General features: G+C 71.5%; 18 protein-coding genes. 17 read left to right on the forward strand and 1 reads right to left on the reverse strand.

Features of this window, described 5'->3' with window-relative positions; genetic code table 11:
- Positions 1-113: 113 nt before the first annotated feature.
- Both QFZ27_RS31555 and QFZ27_RS31560 read left to right on the forward strand, forming a co-directional pair.
- Positions 114-3,101, forward strand: coding sequence for a hypothetical protein (locus QFZ27_RS31555; RefSeq protein WP_429230420.1), 2,988 nt, complete (start codon positions 114-116; stop codon positions 3,099-3,101).
- The gene (locus tag QFZ27_RS31560) at positions 3,098-4,330 is read left to right on the forward strand and encodes an MFS transporter (RefSeq protein ID WP_429230421.1); all 1,233 of its coding nucleotides are present in this window, start codon (positions 3,098-3,100) and stop codon (positions 4,328-4,330) included. Before QFZ27_RS31555 ends, QFZ27_RS31560 begins: the two co-directional genes overlap by 4 nt.
- A 73-nt stretch (positions 4,331-4,403) precedes the next feature.
- On the opposite strand, the gene argG is transcribed toward QFZ27_RS31560, so the two are convergent.
- A complete protein-coding gene (gene argG / locus QFZ27_RS31565) occupies positions 4,404-5,747 on the reverse strand; it encodes an argininosuccinate synthase (protein ID WP_429230422.1) in 1,344 nt (447 codons plus the stop codon).
- A 120-nt stretch (positions 5,748-5,867) separates the two neighbouring features.
- Between argG and QFZ27_RS31570 the strand changes: the two genes are divergently transcribed.
- The 15 genes from QFZ27_RS31570 (at position 5,868) to QFZ27_RS31640 (ending at position 26,150) form a co-directional block, all read left to right on the forward strand.
- On the forward strand, positions 5,868-7,109 hold the full coding sequence (locus QFZ27_RS31570) for a metallophosphoesterase family protein (RefSeq protein ID WP_429230423.1): 1,242 nt from the start codon (positions 5,868-5,870) through the stop codon (positions 7,107-7,109).
- Positions 7,110-7,112: 3 nt separating this feature from the next.
- Entirely contained in the window at positions 7,113-10,586 is a 3,474-nt protein-coding gene (locus tag QFZ27_RS31575; protein ID WP_429230424.1) for an AAA family ATPase, read from the forward strand.
- A 143-nt stretch (positions 10,587-10,729) separates the two neighbouring features.
- Positions 10,730-11,713 (forward strand): sugar-binding transcriptional regulator, encoded by a 984-nt coding sequence (locus QFZ27_RS31580; protein ID WP_429230425.1) that lies wholly within the window; start codon positions 10,730-10,732, stop codon positions 11,711-11,713.
- A gap of 30 nt (positions 11,714-11,743) precedes the next feature.
- A complete protein-coding gene (locus QFZ27_RS31585; RefSeq protein WP_429230426.1) occupies positions 11,744-13,180 on the forward strand; it encodes an extracellular solute-binding protein in 1,437 nt (478 codons plus the stop codon).
- Between the two features lie 118 nt (positions 13,181-13,298).
- Positions 13,299-14,222: a carbohydrate ABC transporter permease gene (locus QFZ27_RS31590; RefSeq protein ID WP_429230427.1), complete on the forward strand. Its 924-nt coding sequence runs from the start codon at positions 13,299-13,301 to the stop codon at positions 14,220-14,222.
- Positions 14,223-14,559: 337 nt separating this feature from the next.
- Complete coding sequence (locus QFZ27_RS31595; RefSeq protein ID WP_429230428.1) at positions 14,560-15,420, forward strand: carbohydrate ABC transporter permease; 861 nt, start codon at positions 14,560-14,562, stop codon at positions 15,418-15,420.
- Positions 15,421-15,425: 5 nt separating this feature from the next.
- A complete protein-coding gene (locus tag QFZ27_RS31600) occupies positions 15,426-16,508 on the forward strand; it encodes an ABC transporter ATP-binding protein (RefSeq protein WP_429230429.1) in 1,083 nt (360 codons plus the stop codon).
- Between the two features lie 8 nt (positions 16,509-16,516).
- Complete coding sequence (locus QFZ27_RS31605; protein ID WP_429230430.1) at positions 16,517-17,659, forward strand: ABC transporter ATP-binding protein; 1,143 nt, start codon at positions 16,517-16,519, stop codon at positions 17,657-17,659.
- A gap of 280 nt (positions 17,660-17,939) precedes the next feature.
- On the forward strand, positions 17,940-19,499 hold the full coding sequence (locus tag QFZ27_RS31610) for an FGGY-family carbohydrate kinase (protein ID WP_429230431.1): 1,560 nt from the start codon (positions 17,940-17,942) through the stop codon (positions 19,497-19,499).
- Positions 19,496-20,533 carry a 2-hydroxyacid dehydrogenase gene (locus tag QFZ27_RS31615; RefSeq protein ID WP_429230432.1) on the forward strand — a complete coding sequence of 346 codons (1,038 nt, stop codon included), beginning with the start codon at positions 19,496-19,498 and terminating at the stop codon, positions 20,531-20,533. The genes QFZ27_RS31610 and QFZ27_RS31615 overlap by 4 nt, the downstream gene beginning before the upstream one ends.
- Before the next feature lie 17 nt (positions 20,534-20,550).
- On the forward strand, positions 20,551-21,207 hold the full coding sequence (locus QFZ27_RS31620) for a class II aldolase/adducin family protein (RefSeq protein WP_429230433.1): 657 nt from the start codon (positions 20,551-20,553) through the stop codon (positions 21,205-21,207).
- A gap of 6 nt (positions 21,208-21,213) precedes the next feature.
- The gene (locus tag QFZ27_RS31625; RefSeq protein WP_429230434.1) at positions 21,214-22,764 is read left to right on the forward strand and encodes a glycerol-3-phosphate dehydrogenase; all 1,551 of its coding nucleotides are present in this window, start codon (positions 21,214-21,216) and stop codon (positions 22,762-22,764) included.
- Between the two features lie 220 nt (positions 22,765-22,984).
- Positions 22,985-24,037: a class II aldolase/adducin family protein gene (locus QFZ27_RS31630; RefSeq protein WP_429230435.1), complete on the forward strand. Its 1,053-nt coding sequence runs from the start codon at positions 22,985-22,987 to the stop codon at positions 24,035-24,037.
- A 2-nt stretch (positions 24,038-24,039) separates the two neighbouring features.
- Positions 24,040-25,299 carry an FGGY-family carbohydrate kinase gene (locus QFZ27_RS31635; protein ID WP_429230436.1) on the forward strand — a complete coding sequence of 420 codons (1,260 nt, stop codon included), beginning with the start codon at positions 24,040-24,042 and terminating at the stop codon, positions 25,297-25,299.
- Positions 25,300-25,301: 2 nt separating this feature from the next.
- Entirely contained in the window at positions 25,302-26,150 is an 849-nt protein-coding gene (locus tag QFZ27_RS31640) for a TIGR01459 family HAD-type hydrolase (RefSeq protein WP_429230437.1), read from the forward strand.
- Positions 26,151-26,168 lie beyond the last annotated feature (18 nt).

A 26,168-nucleotide genomic window follows, 5' to 3' on the forward strand; every position in this document is an offset into this window, starting at 1 on the left:
GCTCCTCCCGATCCCGTCACAGATGCATCACCGATTGCCGGCTTGATAAAATTTTCCCATCATCCGGGCGCCGCCCGGATGGCCGGGCAGCCGCCTTGGCCAAGGGGCCGGAGATGCGGGCATTGGGTCGGCAGGAAGACACCGGCGACCTGGACGCGCCGGGCGCGCCGCCGGCCGCGGGGCTGGTGCTGCGCACCCGGCTGTTCGATCGGCTGGACCAGGCGCCGCCGCGGGCCCCGCTGTGGGTCACGGCCCCGCCCGGCGCCGGCAAGACCGCGCTAGCCGCCGCCTGGGCCGGGTCGCGCTGGCGCCCGGCCGACGGCGCCACGGTGCTGTGGTATGCGGTCGAGGAGACCGACGCCGACCCGCTGCGCCTCTTTGCCACGCTCGGCGGCTTCCTGGGCCTGGCGCATGGCTTCGGCACCGACATCCCGCCGGAGCCGACGCCGGAGGACTTCGCCGCGATCGCCGGGGCCGTGCGGCGCTGGCTGGACGCAGTCCCCCCGGGTCGGCCGGCCGGCCCCCGGCTGATCGTCTTCGACGATGTCCATCATGTGCCGCCCGAGGCGGTGACGATCGCCCTGCTGCCGGTGCTGGCTGCGGCGCTGCCGCCGGCGGACCGGATCCTGTGCCTGTCGCGGCTCGACCCGCCCGACGCGGCCGCCGCGCCGGCACCGATCACGGATCTGCGCGTCACCGCCGCCGAATATCCGGATTTCGCGCGCGACATGCCGGGTGGCCGCTCGCTGCCGCAGGCACTGTTCCTGGCCTGCCTGCGCCGGGCCGGCGGCTGGATGCCCGGCGTGCTGGCCGCGCTGTCGCCCGCCCTGTTGCAGGTCGGCACGCCGGGCGGGAACGACGCGGCGGAGCGGCGGGTGCTGCTGGCCACGGCGTTCCTGCAGGAGGGCGGCGCCACCGAATGGGCCGAGCTGGGCGGGGACGGAGCATCGGCGCTGCTGGACCGCCTGGCCGGCGCTGGCGGGCTGGTCTCGCGCCTGCCGGGCGGGGGGTTCCGCAAGCAGGACGCCTTCCAGATGGCGCTGGAGCAGGCGGCCGGGGCGGAACTGCCGGCGCCGGCGCTGAATTGGGCCAGGGCGGGGGCGGCCCGGCTGCTCGGCCGGCGCGGCGAGGTGCTGGCCGCGGCCCGTCTGCTGCTGGCCGCCCGCGCCGGGGACGAGGCGCTGGAGCTGGTGCTGGACCAGGCGGCGACGATGTCGTTGGCCGGCCGCAACCGCGAGCTGCGCGACGCGATCGAGCTGTTCCCGGCTGAGATCGCGGCCCGGCCACGGCTGCGCATCTGGCTGGCCTATGCCCGGATGCCCTACGAGCCGCGCGAGGCGCAGCGGGCCTTGGCCGAGATCCGCCGGTCGCTGGAACCGGAAACGGCGCCGCTGGACTACGCCATGGCGCTGAACGGAGAGGCCCGAGCGGTGCTGTCCGATTTCTTCGACTTCCGCGAGCTGCCGCGGCTGGTCGAGGAGATCGACGCCGCCCTGCCGCGGCTAAGCGACGCGCTGCCGCCGGCGACCAGCAAGACCCTGATGATCACCCGCTGCATGGCGATCCTGATCGGCTGGCCGGACCACCCGGACGCCGGGGAGGCGCGGCGCTGGATCGAGGCGGCCCTGCCTTTCCTGCCGCCGACAGTCCAGCTGCTGCTGGGCAGCGTGCTGGTCAACCACCTGATCTGGTGGCGCGGCGACCTGGCCGCGGCCCGCCCCTTCCTGGGCCGGCTGGAGGGGCTGGCTCGGCAGCGGAACATGGCGCCCCTGTCGGTCATGACCTGGTATTACGCCGCCCTGTCCGAGGCCTATCTCGACGGCGACGACGCGATGCTGCGCCGGCTGACCGACGAGGTGGTGGCCTTCGCCGGCGACCGCCGCGTCTCGCACCGCCTGACCAACGCCTTCTGGGTCGTGGTCCAGGCGGTGGCGACCGCGGGCGATCGCGCCGCAGCCGACTCCATGCTGCAGCGCTACGCCGCCTGCGCCCGGCAGCGCTGGCGCCGCACCGATTTCATCGGGCTGCACCATCTCCGCGCCGTGGTGGCACTGTGCGCCGGCGACACGGCGACCGCGGTCGCCGAGGCCGGGCAGGCGCTGGACTATGCCCGGCGCCATGGCGGGCCGCACCAGGTCGCGGTCCAGTGCCTGTTGCTGGCGACCGCCTTCGCGATGGCCGGGGACGAGGCGGCACGGCCGCATGTCGAGACGCTGCGCCAGGTGGCGGCACGCACCGGCAACGCCACCTTCCTGCTGCATGCCGACCTGGCCGAAGCCTTCCTGGCCAAGGGCGACGATATGGTGGAACCGTGGAACCGCGTCGCCGGGGCCGCCGGCCGCCTGGGCTTCCGCCGGATCGCCGGGATGAACCGCCCGGCCCTGGCCCGACTGGCCGACCGAGCCCTGGCTGCCGGCGCCGAGCCCGGCGCGACGCGGCGGGTGATCGCACTGTGGGACCTGCCGCCGCCATTGGGGGCGCATGCGCTGTGGCCCTTCCCGGTCGAGATCCGCGCCTTCGGCGGCTTCGCGGTGCAGGTCGACGGGGCGCCCGTCGCCATGGGCACCGGCAAGGCGCAGCGCAAGCCGATGGAGCTGCTGTGGTGCCTGATCGCCGGGCCGGCCGAGGGCTGGGCCCAGGAGGAGCTGGCCGACCAGCTGTGGCCGGAGCTGGACGGCGACCGTGCCATCCCGGCGCTGCGCACCACGGTCTACCGGCTGCGCAAGCTGATCGGCGCGCGAGCGATCCGGCATGAGGACGACCGTCTCGGCCTCGCGCCGGGCCAGGTGCGGACCGACGTGGCGCGGCTGGGCGCCGCCCTCGCGGCCGTCCAGGACCCGGCGGCCGGGATGGCGGCCCGCCTCGCCGCCTTCGACCTGGCAGTCGGCCTGGTCCGTGGCCCGCTGCTGCCCGGCATCCGGCTGCCACCGGTGGCTCAGGCGCGCCACCGGCTGTATGCCCTGTTGGTGACAGCGGGGACCGAGCTGCTGCTGGCGCAGGATCCGGCCGACCCGGCCACGGCGCTGCGGGCCGGCCGGCTGTGCGCCGCAGTGCCCGGCCTGCGCCTGCCGCCGCCGCTGGCCGGGCTGGTGCCGGAATGACGACCGTCGCCGCCTCCGGACCCGTCGACGCCGGGCCGCCCCGGCTGCTTCTGGTGCTGGCCGGCCTTTATCTCGCCCAGGCGATCCCGGTCTCGCTGTTCCTGACCGCGATGCCGCCGATTCTGCGGCAGGAGGGGGTGACCCGTACGGCGCTCGGCTATCTGGGCCTGCTGGCGATCCCGGGCGTGCTGAAGTTCCTGTGGGCACCGCTGGTCGATCGGATGCGCCCGATCGCCCGGGCGCACCGAGGCGGCTGGATCGTGCTGACCCAGGCCGGCGTGGTGCTGGCGGTGCTGGCGCTGTTGCTGATCCGCCCCGGCGACCTGCTCGGCTTCATCCCGATCGCCTTCGCCATCGCCATGCTGGTCTCGACCCAGGATATCGCCACCGACGGCTACGCCACCTTGGCGCTGCCGCCGGGCCGGCGGGCGGCGGGCAATGCGGTGCAGAGCGGTGCGGCGGCGGCCGGCGTGGTGCTGGGCGGCAGCCTCGGCCTCATCCTCTACCATCAACTCGGCTGGTCCGGGATGATACTTGGCATGGCCGGGCTGTGCCTGCTGCCGCTGGCGGCGGTGCCGGCGATGCGGGAGCACCGGGGCACGGAGGATTCGGCACCGCGGCCCCGGCCCAGGATCATGGCCTTCCTGCAACGGCCGGAAGCGCGGCACATCCTGTGGATCGCCCTGCTGTTCCGGGCCGGCGAGGGCCTGGTGAAGCCGATGGAGGCGCCGTATCTGGTCGATGCCCATGTCGGCCTCGACGCCATCGCCGCCCTCGCCGGCGCCTCGGCCGCCGTCGCCGGCGTGGCCGGGACCGCGCTCTTGGCCTGGCTGTTGCAGCGCCGCGGCCCGGCGGTCGCGCTCGGGCTGATCGGCACGCTCAGGGTGCTGGCCTGCCTGGTCTTCGCGCTGCACGCCGCCGGGCTGCTGCCCGGTCTGCCGCTGCTGTTCGGCGCCGCGGCGCTGCAGACGCTGATCCGCTACACCGAGCTGGTGGTGCTGTTCAGCCTGTTCATGGCCGTGGCCTCGCCCACCCAGCCCGGCACCGACTTCACCATGCTGGCCTGCGCCCAGTATGCGGCCTATCTGCTGGGATCGGTGCTGTCCGGCACCCTGGCGGACCGCTTCGGCTACGCCTGGCTGTTCGGCCTGGGGACGGCCCTGTCCGTGGTCGTTCTGGCCGGATCGCTGGCCCTGCTCCTCGGACGGGGCCGGGCGGAGCGCGCGTGAGCCGATCCGGAACGGCGAAGCCCCGCCTTCGCGAGACGGGGCTTCGTGTCGGGTCGCAGCGCAAGGCGATCGGCTACGGCTTCTTGGCGGCGTCCGGACGCGGCAGCGACAGGGTCCCGTCCGCGCCGCCCAGCAGCCCGGTCTGGAAGTAGACCGCCAGCTTCTCGCGCGTGTCGGCGATGTCCATGTTGCGCATGGTCAGCTGTCCGATCCGGTCGGCCGGAGTGAAGGCGCCGGCGCCGCTCTCCATCGTCAGCCGCTCCGGATCGTAGGTCAGGTTCGGGCTGGTGGTGTCGAGCAGCGAGTAGTCGTTGCCGCGGCGCAGCTCGATCGTCACCTCGCCGGTCACCGCGCGCGCGATCCAGCGATGGGCCGACTCCCGGAGCATCAGGCTCTGCGGGTCGAACCAGCGGCCCTGGTACAGCAGCCGGCCGAGGCGGCGGCCGTTGCTGCGATACTGCTCGATCGTGTCCTCGTTGTGGATGCCGGTCACCAGCCGCTCATAGGCGATGTGCAGCAGCGCCATGCCGGGCGCCTCGTAGATGCCGCGGCTCTTCGCCTCGATGATGCGGTTCTCGATCTGGTCGCACATGCCGAGGCCGTGCCGGCCGCCGATGACGTTGGCCTCGGTGAACAGGGCCAGCGCGTCGGCGAAGCTCTGCCCGTTCAGGGCGACCGGTCGGCCTTCCTCGAACCGCACCGACACCGTCTCGGCCTTCACCGCGACGTCGTCGCGCCAGAACGCCACGCCCATGATCGGCTTGACGATGTTGATCCCGGTGCTCAGGAACTCGAGGTCCTTCGCCTCATGCGTGGCGCCCAGGATGTTGCTGTCGGTGGAGTAGGCCTTCTCGACGGAGGCTTTGTACTCGAACCCCGCCGCGGCCATGTACTCGCTCATCTCCTTGCGGCCGCCGAGCTCGTCGATGAAGCGCTGGTCGAGCCACGGCTTGTAGACCTGCAGGTTCGGGTTCACGAGCAGGCCGTAGCGGTAGAACCGCTCGATGTCGTTGCCCTTGTAGGTGCTGCCGTCGCCCCAGATGTCGACCCCGTCCTCGCGCATCGCCTCGACCAGCAGGGTGCCGGTCACCGCGCGCCCCAGCGGCGTGGTGTTGAAATAGGTCGCCCCGGCCGTGCTGATGTGGAAGGCGCCGCACTGGATGGCGGCGATGCCCTCGGCGACCAGCTGCGTCCGGCAGTCGATCAGCCGCGCCGTCTCGGCGCCATAGGCGAGGGCCTTGCGCGGAATGTCGTCGTAGTCGGTCTCGTCGGGCTGGCCGAGATTGGCGGTATAGGCGCAGGGGCGCGCGCCCTTTTCCCGCATCCAGTGCACCGCAGCGCTGGTGTCCAGACCGCCCGAGAATGCAATGCCGACACGCTTGCCGACGGGAAGTTCGTGGAGAATGTTCGCAACCACCGCTCGCTCCGGAATTCTGCCTGCGGCCTGCCTGGCCGCCGGCAAGCTAGACCGGTTGCCCGCGAATGTTAAGGGCTGCCTGGTGTTTCATGCTGCCGTGTCCGGCCCTAAGGTGGGCAAATGCGATTCACATTCCTGCACGCCGCCGATCTGCATCTCGGCAGCCCGCTGACGGGCCTCGGCCTCAAGGACGCGGAGGTGGCCCGGCGCTTCGCCTCGGCCAGCCGCGAGGCCTTCTCCGATCTCGTCACCCGGGCAATCGAGGCGGAGGTCGCCTTCGTCGTCATCGCCGGCGATGTCTATGACGGCGAGTGGCGCGACACGTCGATCGGCCTGTTCTTCAACCGCGAGGTGGCGCGGCTGGACCGGGCCGGCATTCCGCTGTACCTGCTGAAGGGCAACCACGACGCCGAGAGCGTCGTGACCAAGACGATCTCGCTTCCCGACTGCGTTTCGGAGTTCCCGACCGGCCGGGCCGGGACGTTCCGGATCGAGAGTCTGAAGGTCGCCCTGCATGGCCGCGGCTTCCCCGACCGCGCCGTTCCCGAGAACTACGCGCTGGGCTACCCCGACCCGGTGCCCGGCTGGGTCAATATCGGCGTGCTGCACACCTCCTGCGACGGCCGGCCGGGCCATGCGGCCTACGCCCCCTGCACCGTCCAGGACCTGGCCTCGCGCGGCTACCAGTACTGGGCGCTGGGCCACGTCCATGAGTATGAGGAGCTGTCGCGCGACCCCTGGATCGTCTACCCGGGCAATCTGCAGGGCCGCAGCGTCCGGGAATGCGGCCCGAAGGGTGCCGTCCTGGTCGACGTCGCCGACGGCCACATCGCCGGGACCAGGCGCCTTGCCCTCGATCGGGCCCGCTGGGCTATCGCCGCCATCGACCTGACCGGCGTCGAGGCTGAAGCCGGCGCCCTGCGGCGGATCGAGGAGGCCATCGCGCCGGAGGCCGCGGCGGCGGAAGGGCGGCTGCTGGCCCTGCGCGTCCGGCTGACCGGCAGCACGCCGCTGCACCGCCGGCTGACGGCCGATCCGGATCGGATCGCCGACGAGGTCCAGGCCGCCGCCAACCGGATCCATGAGGACATCTGGCTCGAACGCCTGCGGATCGAGACGGTGGATCCCCACCCCGCGGCCGACGACGCCCTGGCCGCGCTCGACCTCTCCGCTCTGCTCGGTAGCCTGGAGCAGGACCCACAGTTCCAGGCGCGGGCGGCCGAGCTGGTCGCCACCGTCGCGAGCAAGCTGCCAGGCGGGATCGCGAGCGATGGGCCGCCGTTCACCTCGGATCTGGGCGCGCTGCTGGAAGAGGCGCGGGCGATGCTGGTCGCCCGGGCGTCAGCCGGCGCGGTGCGCTGACCGATGCGCCTGCTGCGACTGGACCTCGACCGCTACGGCCCCTTCACCGGCCGGACGCTGAGCTTCCCGCCGGAGGCGAAGCTGAATGTCGTTCACGGACCGAACGAGGCGGGCAAGAGCTGCGCCCTGGCCGCCATCACCGACCTGCTGTTCGGCATCGAGCGGGTGACCCGCTACGACTTCCTGCACGAGGGCAAGGAACTGCGGATCGGCGCCGAGATCACTGGCCGGGATGGCGGCCGCCTCAGCTTCCGTCGGCGCAAGGGCACCAAGAACACGCTGCTGGGGCCCGACGACAGCCCGATCGCGGACGACGCCCTGCTGCCCTATCTCGGCGGCCTGACGCGCGACGTGTTCTGCCGCGCCTTCGGGCTCAACGCCGAGACCCTGCGCCGCGGCGCCGAGGACATGCTGCGCAGCGACGGCGAGGCCGGCGCCAGCCTGTTCGCCGCGGCCTCCGGCCTGCGGGGCTTGAGCGATCTGCGGCGGAGCCTGGAGGATGAGGCCAGCGCCATCTTTGCCCCGCGCGCGTCGAAGGATCGCCGCTTCTACCAGGCGCTCGATCGCTTCGAAGACGCGCGCAAGGCGATCCGCGACTCCGAGCTGAGGGCCGGCGACTGGAAGGCGCTCAACGAGTCGATCGACAGCCTTGCCGCCCGCCTCGGCGACATCAGGGTGCAGCGGAACGGGATCGCCACGGCGCGATCACAGCTGGCGCGGCTGAAACGTGTCGGCCCGCTGATGCGGCTGCTCGACGACCATCTCACCCGGCTCGACGGCTTCGCCGACCTGCCGCAGCTTGCTCGCGGCACCGCCGAAGCGCTGCGCGACAGCCTCGACGCCGTCACCCGGGCCGAGGAGGCGCTGCGGCGGGCGGAGGCGGACCTGGCCACGGCGCAGCAGGACCTCGGCGGCATCGTCGTGGACGAGGCCCTGACCGCAGCCGCCGATCAGGTCGTGCAGATCTTCGGCGAGAGCGGCGGCTATGCCGCGAGCCGGCGCGACCTGCCCCGCATCCAGGCGGAGCTCGATGAGCTGGAGCAGACCCTGGCCGCGCTGGCTGGCCGTCTCGGCCAAGACCCCGGCGCGATCCAGACAGTCCAGCCGAGCGACGCGGCGCAGGCGCAGCTTCAGCGCCTGATCGCCGACGGCCGGACCTTGGCGGAGACGCGGCGCGGGCAACGGGCCGCGATCGAACGCGAGACGGCCACCCTCGCCGAGCTTCAGCGTCAGCAGGCCGAACAGGGCGGCCTCAGCGACCCGCGGCCGCTGCAGCAGCGGCTCGGCGCGATCGAACCCGTCCTGCAGCAGCTCGACCGCCGGGCCGAGCTCGACCGGGAGATCCGGACCGAGCGCCGGGGTCTGGCGGAAGCGGCGGCCCGGCTGATGCCGCCGGTGACGGATCTCGATGCCGTCGCCTCCGCGCCCCGCCCGGGTGCGGAGGCCATCGGACGACACCGCGGCATCGAGGACGACCTGGCCACGCAGGAGCGGCGCGAGCGGGATCAGATCGCCGCGGCGGCGACCACGATCACCGCCATCGAGGCGAAACTCGAGGCGCTTGCGACGAGCCGGCCGGTGCCGTCGGCCGAGCGCATCACCGCCCTTCGCCAGGAGCGTGATCAGGTGTGGGAGCGGCTGCGCGGAGCCCTGTTCGACGAGCCCGGCGCTCCGCACGGCGGTGCGCTTGCCGGCGCGGTCGCCCGCTTCGAACGGCTTGCGGCCGAGGCCGACCAGCTGGCGGATGAGGCACGGGCCGATGCGGCGCGCGTCGGCGAGCATGCGGTCGAGACCCGGAACCTGGTCCAGGCCCGGCAGCAGGCCGCGGCAGCGCAGGATCGCCTGGCTGCCGTGGAGACGCGCCGGCGCGAGGCGGCGGATGAATGGCAGGGCCTATGGACCGACCTCGCGGTCACGCCCAGAACGCCGGCCGAGATGACCGCCTGGGTGGCGGCGGTGGAGACCTTGCTGCAGCGCCGCGACGCGGTCGAGGCACAGCAGGATCGGGTGGCCGTGATCGATCGGATGGTGGACGACATCGTTCCCACCCTGCAGGCGATTGCCGCCGCATCCGGCCTGCCTGCTCTCGGCCCGCTGGAGCCGGGCCTGGTCGCCGCCCGCCTCCGCCAGCATCTCGAGGCTCTGGCGAATGGCTGGGACAAGGCGCGGGGCCTGGCGACGCGCATCGACGACGGACAGCGCCGCATCGAAGCGCTGCGCGCCGCGGAGATCGAGACGGCCGCCGACCTGGAGGCCTGGACCACCCTCTGGGCCGAGTCGGCACCGGGCATCGGCCAAGCCTCGTCGACGTCGATCGACGGGGCGGAGGCGGCGCTGGCGGTCTGGCGCGAAGTGCCGGCAACCCTTCGGGAGCTCGACAATCGTGCCCGGCGCGTTGCCGGCCTGCGCCGCGATATCGCGGAGTTCGAACGGCGCGCCGACGACCTGATCGCCCGCCTGGCACCCGATCTCGCCACCCTGCCGGCGGATGCCGCGGTCACAATCCTGCACGAGCGCGTCACGGCAGCGAGAGCCGCGGCCGGCCGGCGCGCTGCCGCGATCGAGCATCTGGACCGGGCGGATCGCGCCCGTGCCGACGCCCGACACACCCTGGCCGAGGCGGAGCGGAGCCGCGACCAGCTCGCCTCCGGCCTGCCGCCGGGTCTGGACCTCGGCGTGCTGCACGCCCGATGGACGGAGCAGGATAGCCTGGTCACCGCAATCGCCGAGCAGCGGACGCAGCTTGTCCTGCAATCGGATGGGCTGGACGAAGCCGCGCTGCGGACCGCGCTGGCCGAGTTCGATGCCGATACGGCCGAGGCGCGTCTGCAGGACCTCGCCCAGGCGGACGAGGCCCTCGACCATGCCGCCCAGGAGACCTTCGCCGAGCAGGACCGGGCGCTGCGCCGCCGTGCCGAGCTGGAGATGGGTGTCGGCGCCGAGATCGCGGCGCAGCAGCGGCGGAATGCGGAAGCCGAGCTGGTCGAGGCGGCCCGCAACTGGGCGGTGCGCAAGATCGGGGCGCTGATGATCGGCGCCGCGGTCGAGCGCCATCGGGCCAGCCAGGAAGATCCGCTCCTGGCCCGGGCCGGAGCGCTGTTCGCGATGCTGACCGGCGACAGCTATGACGGCGTGGTCCAGGAGTATGATGACGGCGACACGCCGCGCCTGGTCGGTCGCCGGCCGGACGGCCGCACGGTTCCGATCCAGGGCATGAGCGAGGGCACCCGGGACCAGCTGTACCTGGCGCTGCGCCTGGCCTATCTCGATGGCTACGCCAACCGGGCGGAGCCGGCACCGTTCGTCGTCGACGACATCTTCGCCAGTTTCGACGAGGCGCGGACGGCGCATGGCCTGAAGGCGTTGGCGGCGATTTCCGACAGGGTGCAGATGGTGGTGTTCACGCACCACCAGCACGTGGTGGATGCGGCCGCCCGGGTGCTTGGCGACGGGCTGGCCGTCATCTCGCTCGGCTGATCGCTTCCCTTTCGCCGGTCCTCGAACACCCCCGCGAACCTGTCCTCTCCGAGGGTTGACGGCGGCGGCGATCCGCGCCACGATGAAATTCTGTTCAGTCAGTGTAAAAAATTACACGCCGGAACAACGGGGCTGGAGACGGGATGGACGACCAGGTCAGCCTGGCCACGCGCGCCGCGTGGCTGTCCTATGTGCGCCGCCTGACCCAGGGCGAGATCGCCGACCGGCTCGGCGTGTCGCGGGTCAAGGTGCACCGGCTGATCTCGCTGGCCGAGGAGCTGGGGCTGGTCAGCGTCCACATCGCCGGCCGCCCGGCCGAATGCCTGAAGCTGGAGGACGGGCTGATCGACCGCTACGGCCTCGGCTTCTGCCGCGTCGTCCCGGCGATCGACGAGGAGGACCAGCCCTTCGAGGCGCTCGGCGCCGAGGGCGCGGCCTATCTCTCCCGCTATCTCGAGACGGCCGGCGACAAGGTGATCGGCGTCAGCCACGGCCGCACCCTGGCCGCGCTGGTCAACCGGTTGCCGCGGGTCGCGGCACCCGAGACCAAGTTCGTCTCGCTGCTGGGCAGCCTGACCCGCAAATCCTCCGCCAATCCGTTCGACGTGGTGCAGCGCCTGGCCGACAAGACCGGCGGCGAGGGCTATTTCATGCCGGTGCCGATGGCCGCCGACAGCCTGGGCGACAAGGCGGTGATGCTGTCGCAGAAGAGCGTCCAGGCGGTGCTGGCCCTGGCCCACCGGGCGACGTTGTGCCTGGTCGGCGTCGGCGAGCTGGGGCCGCAGGCGCATATGCTGCAGACCGGCGTGCTGACCCGCGAGGAATATGACGATTTGCGGGCCCAGGGCGCGGTCGGCGACCTGGTCGGCCAGTTCCTCGACGCCGAGGGCCGGCGCGTCGCCTCCGAGGTCAACGACCGGGCGCTGAGCGTCGGGCTGGACGACCTGAAGGGCCGCCGCGTCGTCGCCATCGCCGGCGGCGCGATCAAGGCCGACGCCATCACCGCGGCGCTGGCGAGCGGCATGGTGACCGACCTGATCATCGACGAATCCGCGGCGGTGGCGATGGCCGCGCGCCGGGGTGCCCGGCCGCCGCCGCGGCGGCAGGGCCTGCGCGAGACCAGCTGACAAACACACAATGTCTGGGAGGACACACCGATGAAGCGCACCACCGACATCTTCGACCGCCATCTCGCCGGAGGGCTGTCGCGCCGGGAGCTGATGACCGGCGCCGCCAAGCTGGGCCTCGGCGGCGTCGCGGCCGGCTTCATGCTCAACCAGGCCGGCACAAGGGCCCTGGCTGCCACCGGCCCCGACTTCAAGAAGTTCGCCGGCAAGAAGGTCAGCCTGTTGCTGAACAAGCATCCCTACACGGATGCGATGATCGCCAACCTCGACAACTTCAAGGCTCTGACCGGCCTGGACGTCAGCTACGACGTGTTCCCGGAGGATGTCTATTTCGACAAGGTCACCGCCACCCTGTCGAGCAAGTCGCCGCAATACGACGTGTTCATGACCGGCGCCTACCAGACCTGGCAGTACGGCCCGGCCGGCTGGCTGGCCGACATGAACCAGTACATCAAGAACCCGGAGCTGACGGCGGCCGCCTACAATTGGGACGACGTGCTGCCGGGCCTGCGCGCCTCCACCGCCTGGTCGGGCGTGCCGGGCGAGCCCTTGGGCGGCGACGGCGCCAAGCAATGGGCCGTGCCCTGGGGCTTCGAGCTGAACAGCGTCGCCTACAACAAGCGGATCTTCGACGCCGCCGGCATGAAGCCGCCGAAGGACCTGCCGGAGATGGTCGACCAGGCGGGCAAGCTGAGCGCGCTGAACCAGGGCTTCTACGGCGTCGGCGTGCGCGGCAGCCGCAGCTGGGCGACGATCCATCCGGGCTACCTGTCGGGCCTGACCAACTACGGCGGCAAGGATTTCGACACCGCCGGCGGCAAGCTGAAGGCGGCGATGAACAGCGCCGAGGCCAAGGAGTTCACCAAGCTGTGGATCGAGATGATCCAGAAGGGCGGGCCGAAGAACTGGACCACCTATACCTGGTACGAAGTCGGCAACGACCTGGGCGCCGGCGCCTCGGCGATGATCTTCGACGCCGACATCCTGGGCTATTTCCAGAACAAGGGCACCAAGGAGGCTGGCAACATCGCCTACCATCCGTTCAGCGCCAAGCCGGGCGCCGCGGCGCCGACGCCCAACGTCTGGATCTGGTCGCTGGCGATGAGCGCCTTCTCGCAGCAGCCCGACGCCGGCTGGTACTTCGTGCAATGGGCCAGCGGTACCGAGCACACCACCTTCGGCGCCACCAAGGCCGACCTGGTCAACCCCGTCCGCCAGTCGGTCTGGGACAATGCCGACTTCCACAAGCGGCTGGAGAGCTATCCGGGCTATCTCGACCAGTACAAGGCCTCGGCCGCCGGGTCGAAGATCTACTTCACGCCGCAGCCGCTGTTCTTCAACCTGACGACGGAATGGGCGGCCAGCCTGCAGAAGATGTACGCCAAGGAGATCCCGGTCGATGAGGGGCTGGACCAGCTGGCCGAGTTCATCGACACGCAGTTGAAGGATGCCGGCCTGGCCGACTGACGCCGTCCCGCGCGGACCGGCCTTCGCCCCGCCGGTCCGCGCGGCAGCCCCGCCCCCGCCGTCTCTCTCCCCCGGCGGGGGCGGGGCTCAGCGCCCGCCCCCGAGAGGACCTCGACCCGTGGCAACCATCACCGCCGACACCGCGCCCCGAACGCGCCGCCGCGCCGGCCCCGGCCTGCTGCCCTATCTGCTGAGCCTGCCCGCCCTGCTGGTGACGATCGGGATCCTGATCCCCTTCGCCACCGCCGTGTACTATTCGCTGCAGCGCTACAACCTGGCCTTCCCGGCCGGGCGAAAGATGATCTGGCTCGACAATTTCGTCGCCCTGTTCTCGGACGGGCGGTTCTGGGGCACGATCCAGGCGTCGCTGACCTACACCGTGCTGACCGTCGGGGTGCAGCTGCTGCTCGGCCTCGGCATCGCGCTGCTGCTGGTGCGGCGCTCGCTGATCAACAACCTGATGAGCGTGCTGCTGATCCTGCCGCTGATGGTGGCGCCGGCGATCGCCAGCCTGATGTGGAAGCTGATGACCAACCCGAATTTCGGGATCCTCAGCTACTTCGTGAGCAGCCTCGGCTTCACCGATTTCCGCTGGGCGTCGGACCCGGCCTCGGCGATGTCCACCGTGGTGCTGGTCGACACCTGGGTCTACACGCCCTTCATCGCCATCCTGCTGCTGGCCGGCCTGCGCGCCCTGCCCCGCCAGCCCTTCGAGGCGGCGGAGCTGGACGGCGTGCCGAAAAGCTTCGTGTTCTTCCGCATCACCCTGCCGATGCTGCTGCCCTATATCCTGACCGCCAGCCTGTTCCGGATGCTGGACAGCATCCAGCAATTCGACATCGTCTACGCCATGACCCAGGGCGGCCCGGGCGACCGGCTGATGCTGTTCCAGATCCGCGCCTATCTCGAGGCCTTCACCTTCACCAATATCGGCCGTTCGGCCGCGATCCTGATCGTGCTGTGGGCGATCACCTTCGCCCTCAGCAACGTCTTCATCAAGCAATGGCTCCGCCTGCGCGCCCGCGCGCATGGCCGGGCGTGACGGGCACCCGGATGTACATGTCTCTCATCACCATCCGCTGCCGATTTTTCATCCTCCCCCTCCCCTTGCGGGAGGGGGTAGGGGGAGGGGTTTGGCGCCGCCGGAGCCGATATCGAAGGATCGTCGCGATCCGGCAGCAATCCAGGATGATCCCACGCCGGCTCTCTCCATCGACACCCCCTCCCCCTACCCCCTCCCGCGGGGGGAGGGGGAGAGTAGAAAGTGCGGATCGCTTCGAACGGCAGGGCTTCAAAAGGGTCCCGCAAGCGGGAGAGGCTACGCGCTCCAATCCTGGGATCGCTTTTGATCGTCAACGCGTGAAGACGGGAGGGAAGCCATGAACCATGCAAGTGGACTTGGCGGCCGGATCCTCCGCGGCGTGCTGCTGACCCTGGTGGGGCTGTTCTTCCTGTTCCCGCTGGTCTGGGTGGCGCTGATGTCGTTCATGACCAATGCCGACATCCTGCGCAGCCCGCCCAGCATCATCTTCACGCCGACGTTGGAGAACTATGCCGCGCTGATCGCCGGCGAGCTGTCGACCAATGTCGGCGCGCTGAAGATCGACTACATGCAGAACCTGCTGAACAGCCTGATCCTCAGTTCCTGCTCGGTGCTGCTGTCGCTGCTGCTCGGCGTGCCGGCGGCCTACGCCTTCGCCCGATTCAAGTTCCGGCTGGGCGAGAACATGGCCTTCACCATGCTGTCGTTCCGCTTCGCACCGCCGCTTCTGGTGCTGCTGCCGCTGCAGCTGTACTTCCAGGACCTCGGCCTCAGCGACACCTATATCGGGCTGATCTGGGTCTACCAGCTGATCACCCTGCCGCTGATCCTGTGGATCGTGCGCGGCTATTTCGAGGACATCAGCGAGGATATCGAGAATGCCTATCGCCTGGACGGCCATTCCTGGCTGCGCACCTTCCTGAAGATCGCGGTGCCGCTGGCCCGGCCCGGCATCGCCGCCGCCGCCCTGCTGGCCTTCATCTTCGCCTGGAACAACTTCATCTTCGCGCTGATCCTGGGGTCGAGCTCGATCCAGCCGGTCACGGTCGGGGCGCTGGCCTTCATCACCGCGTCGGGCATCAACTATGGCCAGATCGCCGCGGCGCTGGTGCTGTCGATCCTGCCGACCCTGGCCCTCGCCCTCTACGCCCAGCGCTACCTGGTCGAGGGCCTGAGCCTCGGCGCCGTGAAGGGGTGACGACCATGGCCTTCCTGGACATCGCCGGCCTCGGCAAGAGCTTCGGCAAGACGCGCATCCTCGACGGCCTCGACCTGCAGGTCGAGCAGGGCGAGTTCGTCGTCGTGTTCGGCCCGTCCGGCGCCGGCAAGACCGTGCTGCTGCGCCTGATCGCCGGCATCCTGCAGCCGGAAGCGGGCGAGATCCGCATCGGCGGCGCCTCCATCCTCGGCCAGGGGCCGGAGGCGCGGGATGTCGGCATGGCGTTCCAGAACTTCGCCCTCTACCCGCATCTGCCGGCCTTCGAGAACATCGCCAGCCCGCTCAGGGCGCGGCGGACCGGCGAGGCCGAGATCAGGAGGCGGGTGCGGGAGGTGGCGGAGCTGCTGCGCATCGGCCATGTGCTCGACCACCTGCCGAAACAGCTGTCGAACGGGCAGAAGCAGCGCACCGCTTTGGCCCGCAGCCTGGTCTGCTCGCCCTCGGTCCTGCTGCTCGACGACCCGCTGCGCAACGTCGACGCCAAGATCCGCTACGAGATGCGGCAGGAGCTGCCGCGCCTGCTGCGCGCCGTCGGCGCCACCGTCCTCTACGTCACCCAGGACTACAAGGAGGCGATGGCGCTGGGCGACCGGGTCGGCGTGCTGCTGGACGGCCGCTTCCGCCAAGTCGACACCCCGGCGGGCATCTACGGCAGGCCGCAGGACACGCGGATCGCCCGGCTGTTCGGCGACCCGCCGATCAACCTGATCGAGACCGCGGCTCAGGACGGCCGCATCAGCATCGCCGGCACCGCCTTCCCGGCGCCGGCCGCGGTGCCCGCCGGCAAGCCCTGCCTGGTCGGGCTGCGGCCGGAGGATGTCGAGGTGCGGTTCGAGCCGGCCGAGGATGCGGTGCCGGTCGATCTCGAGGCGGTGACGCCGCTGAATGTCCGCACCGTGATGCTGCTGCGCGCCGCCGACGGCACCGAGATCCTGGCCAGCCGGCCGGAGGACCAGGGCGACGACCTCGGCCGCGGCCGGCGCCGCGCCTGGGCCCGGCCGGACCTGGCCCGGGCGCTGTGTTTCGACCGCGAGACCGGCGCCCGCCTGCCGGCCGCGACCGTTTGAGAGGCCCCATGGCAACCCTGACGCTCGACGCCGTCTCCAAGATCTACGGGCCGCGGCTGTCCCATCCGATCCGCGCGGTCGACGCCGTGTCGCTGGCGCTGCGCGATGGCGAGCTGGTCGGCCTGCTCGGCTCCTCCGGCTGCGGCAAGACCTCGACCCTGCGCATGATCGCGGGCTTCGAGAGCGTGTCGGAAGGCACCATCCGGATCGGCGACCGGGTGATCAACGATTTGCGCCCGGCCGAGCGCAACGTCGCCATGGCGTTCGAGGGCTATGCCCTGTACCCGCCGCTGACGGTGCGGGACAACATCGGCTTCAGCCTGCTGCGCGACCGCATCCCGAAGGCAGAGGTGCAGCAGCGCGTGGCCCATGTCGCGGCGCTGCTGGAGATCGGCGACATCCTGGACCGCTATCCGCAGGCGATCTCCGGCGGCCAGCAGCAGCGGGTCAGCCTGGCCCGGGCCCTGGTGCGGCGGGCGCAGCTCTCGCTGCTCGACGAGCCGATGTCCCAGCTGGAACCGCAGCTGCGCGCCGTGCTACGGGCGCGCATCAAGGACTATCTGATCGAGCACAGGATGACGACGGTCTTCGTGACCCATGACCAGACCGAGGCGCTGGCCCTGGCCGACCGCATCGCGGTGATGGAGGGCGGCCAGCTGCAGCAATTCGCCTCGCCCATCGAGCTGAAGAAGCGGCCGGCCAACCTGTTCGTCGCCGGCTTCATCGGCGAGCCGCCGATGAACCTGTTCCCGGCCCGGGTGGTGCGGGAGAATGGCGGCCTGGCGGTCGAGGTGCAGCGCCAGGCCGGCGAGGCCGCCTTCCGCCTGCCGCATGCCGGACGCGGCCTGGCTGAAGCTGGCCGCGTCCATCTCGGCATCCGCGGCCATGAGATCCGGGTCGGCGCCGCCCGCGCGGGCGAGACGGCGCTGGAGGGCGTGGTCACCGCCAACCAGTGGCTGGGCGACCAGAGCCATATCGCGCTCGACGTCAACGGCGTGCGGCTGACCATCGTCACCGACCGGGCGCTTGAGGCGGCGGCCGACACAAGGCTGGCGCTGGCCCTGCCGGACTCGGCGCTGCACCTGTTCGACAGCGACAGCGGGATTGCGATCGCCCACGGCGGCCGCCCTGCAGTGGCGGCGGCGGCATGAGCGGAAGCATGGCCTCCATCAGCATGCATGGGTCGAAATCAAACGAGTCCCCCCTCCCCTCGCGGGAGGGGGGTCGGGGGAGGGGGTTCTCACGGCCCGAACCAATCCCGGACTGCTCCAGACCAGCTTCCATAGCGAGGTCGATCCAAGGCCATTCGCGCGCGGACGCGCGCAGACCCCTCCCCCTACCCCCCTCCCGCAAGGGGAGGGGGGACAAGAGTAAAGCGGCCTCGTTTGCAGGAAAAGCAACGCAGGATCGCTCGTCATCCGGGGGCGTTGCATGACCAAAGACGTCCTGATCGGCCTCGATTCCGGCACCTCGGTGGTCAAGGCGGTGGCCTTCGACCTGGAGGGCACGCCGATCGAGCATGCGGCGCGGCCGAACACCACGATCCCGGTCGACGGCGCCGGCATGGAGCAGGAGTTCGGCCGCACCTGGGACGACGCCGCGCTGGTGCTGCGCGAGCTGGCGGCGAAGCTGGAGGCCCGCGGCCTGCGCGTGGCCGGCATCGCCGTCACCGGCCAGGGCGACGGCACCTGGCTGATCGACGGCGACGGCGAGCCGGTCGGCCGCGCCATGCTGTGGCATGACGGCCGGTCGGGCCCGATCGTGGCCGAGCTGCACCGGAGCGGCACGGCCAAGGCGGTGCAGCGCTTCACCGGCACCATGCTGAACATGTCGAACCAGTCCGGCCAGCTGCTGTGGCTGAAGCGGCACCGGCCGGAGGCGCTGGCCCGCGCCGCCACCGCCTTCCACTGCAAGGACTGGCTGTATTTCCGGATGACCGGCGAGCGGGCGACCGACGTCTCCGAAGGCACCTTCACCTTCGGCGACTACCGCCGCCGGGAGTACGCGCCGGAGGTGCTGGAGCTGTTCGGGCTGCAGGACGAGGCCCGGCTGCTGCCGTCGATGGTCGACGGCGTGCGCCGGAATTCGGTGCTGACGCCCCAGGCCGCGATCGCGACCGGCCTGCCCGCCGGCACGCCGGTGGTGCTGGCCCCGGTCGACCTGCTGTGCGGCGCCCTCGGCTCCGGCCTCTACGACCCGGAGGGCCGCGCCGGCTTCACCGTGCTGGGCTCGACCGGCGCGCATATGCGGCTGGTGTTCGGGGCCGACCGGGTGACCTTGGGCGAGGAGGTCGGCTACACCATGCCCTTCGTCGCCCCGGGCAGCTATGTCTCCATGGTCTCGAACATGGCGGCGACGCTGAACATCGACTGGCTGTGCGGCGTGGTCGAGGAGGTGGCGGCGGCCGCCGGGGCGACGCTACCGAAGCGGCCCGACCTGATCCGCCTGCTCGACGCCAAGGCCGCGGCGGCGAAGCCGGGGCGGCTGCTGTACCACCCCTTCATCGCCGAGGCCGGGGAGCGCGGACCCTTCGTCGACAGCGCCGCCCGCGCTTCGGTCATCGGCCTGTCCAACACCGCCGGCGCCGGCGACCTGATGCGCTCGATCTATGAGAGCCTCGGCTTCGCCAGCCGCGACTGCTACGAGGCGGTCGGCGGCACGCCGGCGGAGATCCGCCTGGCCGGCGGCGCGGCCCGCAGCGCCACCATGCGCGGCATCCTGGCCGCCGCCACCAACGCGCCGGTCCGCCTGGTCAAGCGCGAGGAGGTCGGCGCCGCCGGAGCGGCCATGGTGGCCGCCCTGTCGCTGGGCATCCTGCCCGACATCGACGCCGCCTGCGCCCGCTGGGTGACGCCGCTGCTGGCCGAGGCCGAGGCTCCCGACCCGGATCTCATCGCGCAATACGACCGCCTGTTCCCGCAGTACCGTGCCAGCTACCGCAGCCTGCGCCCGGTCTGGCACGCCCTGGAAGACCTGAGGACCCGAGGATGATCCGACGCATCGCCGTGATCGGCGACCGTTTCATGCTGCCCAGCCTGTTCGTGGAAGCGCTGGAGAAAATTCCGGCCGCGCTCGACATCCGCACGCTGGAGCAGCCCTGGCCGGACGAGCCGATGGTGCATGGCTATGCCGGCACGGGGCTGGACGGGCTGAAGGAGTTCATGGGCGACCCGGACGAGATCGTCGAGTTCATCGGCGATGCCGAGATCCTGGTCACCCACCTGGCGCCGATCTCGGCCGGGATGCTGGAGCGGCTGCCGGACCTCAAGCTGATCGGCGTCAGTCGCGGCGGGCCGGTCAACATCGACATGAAGGCGGCCAAGGCGCGCGGCGTGAAGGTGGTGAACGCCCCCGGCCGCAACGCCAGCGCCGTGGCCGAGTTCACCATCGGCGCCATCCTGGCCGAAACCCGGCTGATCACCCGCGGCCACACCGCCCTGTCGCAGGGCAACTGGCGCGGCGACCTGTACCGCGCCGACATCACCGGCCGCGAGCTGTCGGAGATGACGGTCGGCGTCATCGGCTACGGCCATGTCGGCACCAAGGTGGTGCGGCTGCTGAAGGCCTTCGGCTGCCGCATCCTGGTGACCGACCCCTATGTCCAGCTCGACCCCGCCGACAGCGCCGACGGCGTACAGCAGGTGGCGCTGGAGACGCTGCTGGCCGAAAGCGACGTGGTGACGCTGCATCCGCGCGTGACCGCCGAGACCACCGGCATGATCGGCGCCGAGGCCTTCGCCGCGATGAAGGACGGGGCGGTGTTCGTCAACACCGCGCGCGGGCCGCTGGTCGATTACGACGCGCTGTACGACGCCCTGGTTTCGGGCAAGCTGCGCGGCGCGATGCTGGAGACCTTCGCGGTCGAGCCACCGCCGGAGGACTGGCCGCTGCTGAAGCTGCCCAACGTCACCCTGACGCCGCACATCGCCGGCGCCTCGGTGAAGACCGTCACCTATGCCGCGGGGCAGATCGCCGAGGACGTCCGGCGCTATCTGGCCGGCGAGCCCCTGCTCCGCCTCTGCTGACCCTTAGGAACCCGACCATGGCCACCGAACTCGAGCTGCGCACCAAGATCGTCGAAGCCTGCCGGCAGATGAACGCCAACGGGCTGAACCAGGGCACCTCCGGCAACATCAGCGCGCGCTGGGGAGACGGCATCCTGGTGACCCCGACCGGCGTGCCCTATGACGAGATGACGCCGGACGACATCGTCGCCATGAAGATGGACGGCAGCTGGGAGCATGGCGATCACCGCCCCTCCTCCGAATGGCGCTTCCATCTCGACATCCACCGCAGCAAGCCGGAGGTGAACGCCATCGTCCACTGCCACCCCATGTATTCGACCATCCTGGCGATCCGGCACCAGGAGATCCCGGCGCTGCACTACATGATCGCCTGCGGCGGCGGCAATTCGATCCCCTGCGCGCCTTACGCCACCTACGGCACGCCCGAGCTGTCGGAGCATGCGATCGCGGCCTTGCAGGGCCGCACCGCCTGCCTGCTGGCCAATCACGGGCTGATCGCCACCGGCTCGGCGCTGGGCAAGGCGATGTGGCTGGCGGTCGAGGTCGAGACCCTGGCCAAGCAGTATGTCTACACGCTGATGCTGGGCGGCCCGAAATGCCTGCCGGACGACGAGATCGACCGGGTGATCGAGAAGTTCAAGGATTACGGCCCGCGCCCGAAGCAGGCGGCCTGAGCGGCGATGGCGGGAGCGGAGCAAAGGACGGAGAACGGAGCCGTCGTCGACCTGCTGGTGGTCGGCGGCGGCGTCAACGGCGCCGGCATCGCCCGCGATGCGGTGGGTCGCGGCCTGTCGGTGCTGCTGTGCGAGAAGGGCGATCTGGCCGAGGGCACGTCGAGCCGCAGCGGCAAGCTGGTGCATGGCGGCCTGCGCTATCTCGAATACTACGAGTTCCGGCTGGTGCGCGAGGCGCTGATCGAGCGCGAGGTGCTGCTGGCGGCGGCACCGCACATCATCTGGCCGATGCGCTTCGTGCTGCCGCATGACAGCTTCCTGCGCCCGGCCTGGCTGCTGCGGACGGGGCTGTTCCTGTACGACCATCTCGGCGGCCGCAAGAGGCTGCCGGCCAGCCGCGGCCTAGACCTGCACCGCGCCCCCGAGGGCAAGCCGCTGCAGGACCGCTTCCGCCGCGGCTTCGAATATTCCGACTGCTGGGTCGACGACGCCCGGCTGGTGGTGCTGAACGCACTCGGCGCGGCCGAGCGCGGCGCCGAGATCCTGACCCGGACCGAATGCGTGTCGCTGCGGCGGCACGACGGGCTGTGGCACGCGGTGCTGCGCCCGGCCAGCGGCGGGGCCGAGCGGCAGGTCGTCGCCCGCGCCGTGGCCAATGCCGCCGGCCCCTGGGTCGACAAGGTGCTGACCGGCGCCGCCGGCCTCAAATCCGGCAAGAAGATCCGGCTGGTGCGCGGCAGCCACATCGTGGTGCCGAAGTTCTATGAGGGGTCGCAGGCCTATCTGGTGCAGAACACCGACAAGCGGGTGATCTTCATCAACCCCTATGAGCGCGGCTACCTGCTGATCGGCACCACCGACATCCCGCAGACCGGTGACCCCGACCGGGTGGCGGTCGACCCGGCGGAGATCGAGTATCTCTGCGGCGTGCTGAACCGGGCGTTCCAGCGCCAGATCGGGCCGCAGGACGTGGTGCATTCCTTCGCCGGGGTGCGGCCGCTGTTCGACGACGACGCCGCCAACCCCTCGGCCGTCACCCGCGACTATGTCTTCGATGTCGACGACGAGGGCGGCCGGGCGCCGATCCTGTCGGTGTTCGGCGGCAAGATCACCACCTTCCGCAAGCTGGCCGAGCACGCGCTGGACCGCCTGCGCCCGTTCTTCCCGGCGATGGGCCCGGCCTGGACCGCGGCGGCGCCGCTGCCCGGCGGCGACATGCCCGGCGCCGACTTCGAGCGCTGGCTGGCGGAGTTCCGCCGGCGGCATCCGTGGCTGCCGGAGGGTCTCGCGCTGCATTACGGCCGGCTCTACGGCACCCGGGCCGATGCGCTGCTGGAGGGCGCCCGGTCGCTGGCCGATCTCGGCCGTTCCTTCGGTGCCCTCCTCTACGAGCGCGAGGTGGCTTGGCTGCGGGCCCAGGAATGGGCCGGGGACGCCGAGGACATCCTGTGGCGCCGCACTAAGCATGGGCTGCACCTGTCGCCGGCCGAGACCGCGGCCTTGATCGAATGGCTCGAGGCCGCTGCGGCTCCAGCCGCGCAGGCGGCGGGGCAATGAAGGACGCAAAGCTTCTCAGACCCAGCTTAAGAATCTCCCCCTCCCCTTGCGGGAGGGGGTTGGGGGAGGGGTCTGCGCGCGTCCGCGCGCGAGTGATCAGAACTTCCGCACCCACATCCCCCTCTCGATACCCCGAAATCGGCACGAGCCGAAACAACCCCCTCCCCCTACCCCCTCCCGCGAGGGGAGGGGGAGAGTGGATTTTGCGGGAGCCCCGCCCATGACCCTCGACCCTGCCACCGATCCCGATCTCCGCGCCCTGCGCACCTTGTCCGCCAGGCTCGGCCGCGACCCGGAGCGGGTGCAGGCGGCGGGCGGCAACACCTCGCTGAAGCGCGACGGCACGATGTGGATCAAGGCGTCCGGTACCTGGCTGGCCCGGGCCGAGGACGAGGAGATCCTGGTGCCGGTGCGGCTGGACCCGCTGCTGCAGGCGATGCGCGACGGCGACCCTGCCGCCGAGACCGCCCGCGACTTCGTGGTGGCGGAGCACAATCCGCGCGGGCTGCGGCCGTCGATCGAGACCACGGTGCATGCGGTGTTGCCCTTCACCGTCGTGCTGCACGTCCATTGCGTCTCGACCATCGCCCTGGCCATCCGCAGCGACGCCGAGGCGCGGCTGGCCGAGCGGCTGGACGGTGTGCCGGGCGTGGACTGGGCCTTCGTGCCTTACTGCAAGCCGGGACTGACCCTGTCGCAGGCGATCGCGGCGCGGCTCAAGCCCGCCACCAATGTCGTGGTTCTGGGCAATCACGGCCTCGTGGTGGCGGCGGACGGCGTTGCCGCGGCGGGCGAATTGCTGGACCGGGTCTGCGCCGCCCTGGCCATGCCCCGCCGCCACTCCCCCGCAGCGCAGTCGGAGGCACTGGCCGAGTTCGTCCGCGGCACACCCTACCGGCTGCCGCAGGACCCGGTGGCGCATGACGCGGCAACCGATTCCGCCAGCCTGGCGCTGGCCACCGCCGGCGCCTTCTATCCCGATCATGTCATCTTCCTGGGCGCAGCCCTGGCCACCGCCCGCACGCCGGCCGAGCTGGCGGCGCTGGGCGAAGGGCCGCGCGCGCCGGCGATCGTCGGCGTGCCGGGCCGTGGTGTGGTGCTGCACCAGGGCGTGCTGCGCGGGGCGGATGAGATGGCGCGCTGCCTGGCCGACGTCGCCGGGCGGGTGCCGGCCGGCACTTCGGTGCGGGCCTTCACCCAGCCGCAGATCGACGAGCTGACCCAGTGGGATGCGGAGCAATACCGGCAGTCGCTGAGCCGGCGGGAGGGGTGAGCATGACGGCGCGCGCGATCGGCATCGATGTCGGGACCTCCGGCGTGCGGGCGGTGGCGGTGGATGCCGCCGGCCGCCCTGTCGGCCGCGGCACCATGGCGACCGACGGTCCCGGCCTCGAACCGCGCGACCCGGAGATGTGGTGGCTGGCCACCGTCGCGGCGCTGCGCCGGCTGGCGGCGGAGGCCGACCTGTCCCAGGTCGGCGCCCTGTCGGTCGACGGCACCTCCGGCACCGTGCTGGTGACCGATGCGGCGGGCCGGCCGGTCGGGACGGCGCTGATGTACAACGACCCCTGCCCGGACGAGGCGGTGGTCGCGCGGATCGATGCCGCCGCGCCGGCCGGCAGTGCCGCCCGCGGCCGCAGCTCCGCCCTCGCCCGCGCCCTGGTCCTGCTGCGCCGGCCGGGCGCGGTGCGGGTGCTGCACCAGGCCGACTGGATCGCCGGCCGCCTGTCCGGCCGCTTCGACGTCACCGACGAGAACAACGCGCTGAAGACCGGCTACGACCCGGTGGCGCGGCGCTGGCCGGACTGGATTTCTGGGCTCGGTGTCGACCCAACCGCCCTGCCGCAAGCGGTGGCGCCCGGCACGCCGACAGGCAAGGTGGATGCCGACGCCGTCGCCCTCGGCCTGCCGGCCGGCGCGCTGGTCGTGGCCGGCACCACCGATGGCTGCGCCTCCTTCCTCGCCACCGGGGCGGATGCCGTGGGCGACGCGGTCACCGCACTGGGATCGACGCTGGTGATCAAATTATTGTCCGATCGACCGGTCGATTCTCCGCAGCATGGCGTCTACAGCCACCGCATGGGCGACCGCTGGCTGGTCGGCGGCGCCTCCAACAGCGGCGGGGCGGTGATCGCCCAGCTGTTCGGCCGCGACCGGCTGCCGGCGCTGACCGCTTCGCTGCGGCCGGACCGCCCGACCGGCCTGTCCTATTACCCCCTGCCGCGCCCGGGCGAGCGCTTCCCGGTGGCCGATCCCGCGCTGGCGCCGGTGCTGGAGCCGCGGCCGGAGGACGAGGCGGTCTTCTTCCAGGCCGTGCTGGAAGGCATCGCCGGGATCGAGGGCCGGGCCTATCGCCTGCTGGCGGATCTCGGCGCGCCCGCCATGACCTCGCTGCGCAGCGTCGGCGGCGGCGCCGCCAATGCCGGCTGGACCGAGATCCGCCGCCGGCAGCTGGGCGTGCCCTTCCTGCCGGCCTTGTCGGAGGACGTGGCAGAGGGTACAGCCCGGCTGGCCTTGGCTGGACTCGGAGGATAGCGATGCCGGAAATCGAACGGGTGGACGGCATCGGCGCGCTGGTCGACCGCTTCGGCACCTTCTTCATCGACCAGTACGGCGTGCTGCATGACGGCCGCCACCCCTATCCCGGCGCGATCGAGGCGCTGCGCCGGCTGAAGGATGCCGGCCGGCACATCGTGCTCCTGTCCAATTCCGGCCGGTCCGCCGCCTACAACGCCCGGCGGATGGAGACGCTAGGCTTCGCCCGCGACAGCTACGACCATTTCGTCACCTCCGGCGACGTCGCCCTGGCCCTGCTGCAGAGCGGCGCCCTGCCGGTCTCGCCCGGCAGCGGCGCCCGCTGCCTCGTCATCTCCAGCGGCGAGGATCGCGGCTTCGCCGAGACGCTGGGCTTCGCCGAGGCCGAGACCGGTGACGCCGCCGACCTGGTGCTGATCGCCGGCAGCCGGGGGCACCTTGTTCCCCTGGAGCACTACAGCGCGCTCCTCGCTCCGGCGGCGGCGCGCGGGGTGCCGGCGCTGTGCACCAACCCGGACAAGATCATGCTGACCCCGCTGGGCCCCGCCTTCGGCGCCGGGCGCATCGCCGAGATGTACGAAGGGCTGGGCGGCACCGTCACCTGGGTCGGCAAGCCGCATCCGCTGATGTACCGCCACGCCGCCGCGACCGCCGGGGTGGAGCAGCCCGGCGACGTGGTCTGTGTCGGCGACAGCGTCGAGCACGACGTCGCCGGCGCCCGCGGCTTCGGCGCCGCCGCCGCACTGGTGCGCACCGGCATCCACGCCGGCATGGAAGAGGATGAGATGGCGCGGGAATTCGCCGCCGCCGGCTGCGCTCCCGACATCCTGCTGCCGTCGTTCCGCTGGTGACGCATCAGGGGTGACAGC

It is taken from the genome of Inquilinus ginsengisoli, assembly GCF_050434925.1.
GTDB classification, from domain to species: Bacteria; Pseudomonadota; Alphaproteobacteria; order DSM-16000; family Inquilinaceae; genus Inquilinus; species Inquilinus ginsengisoli_B.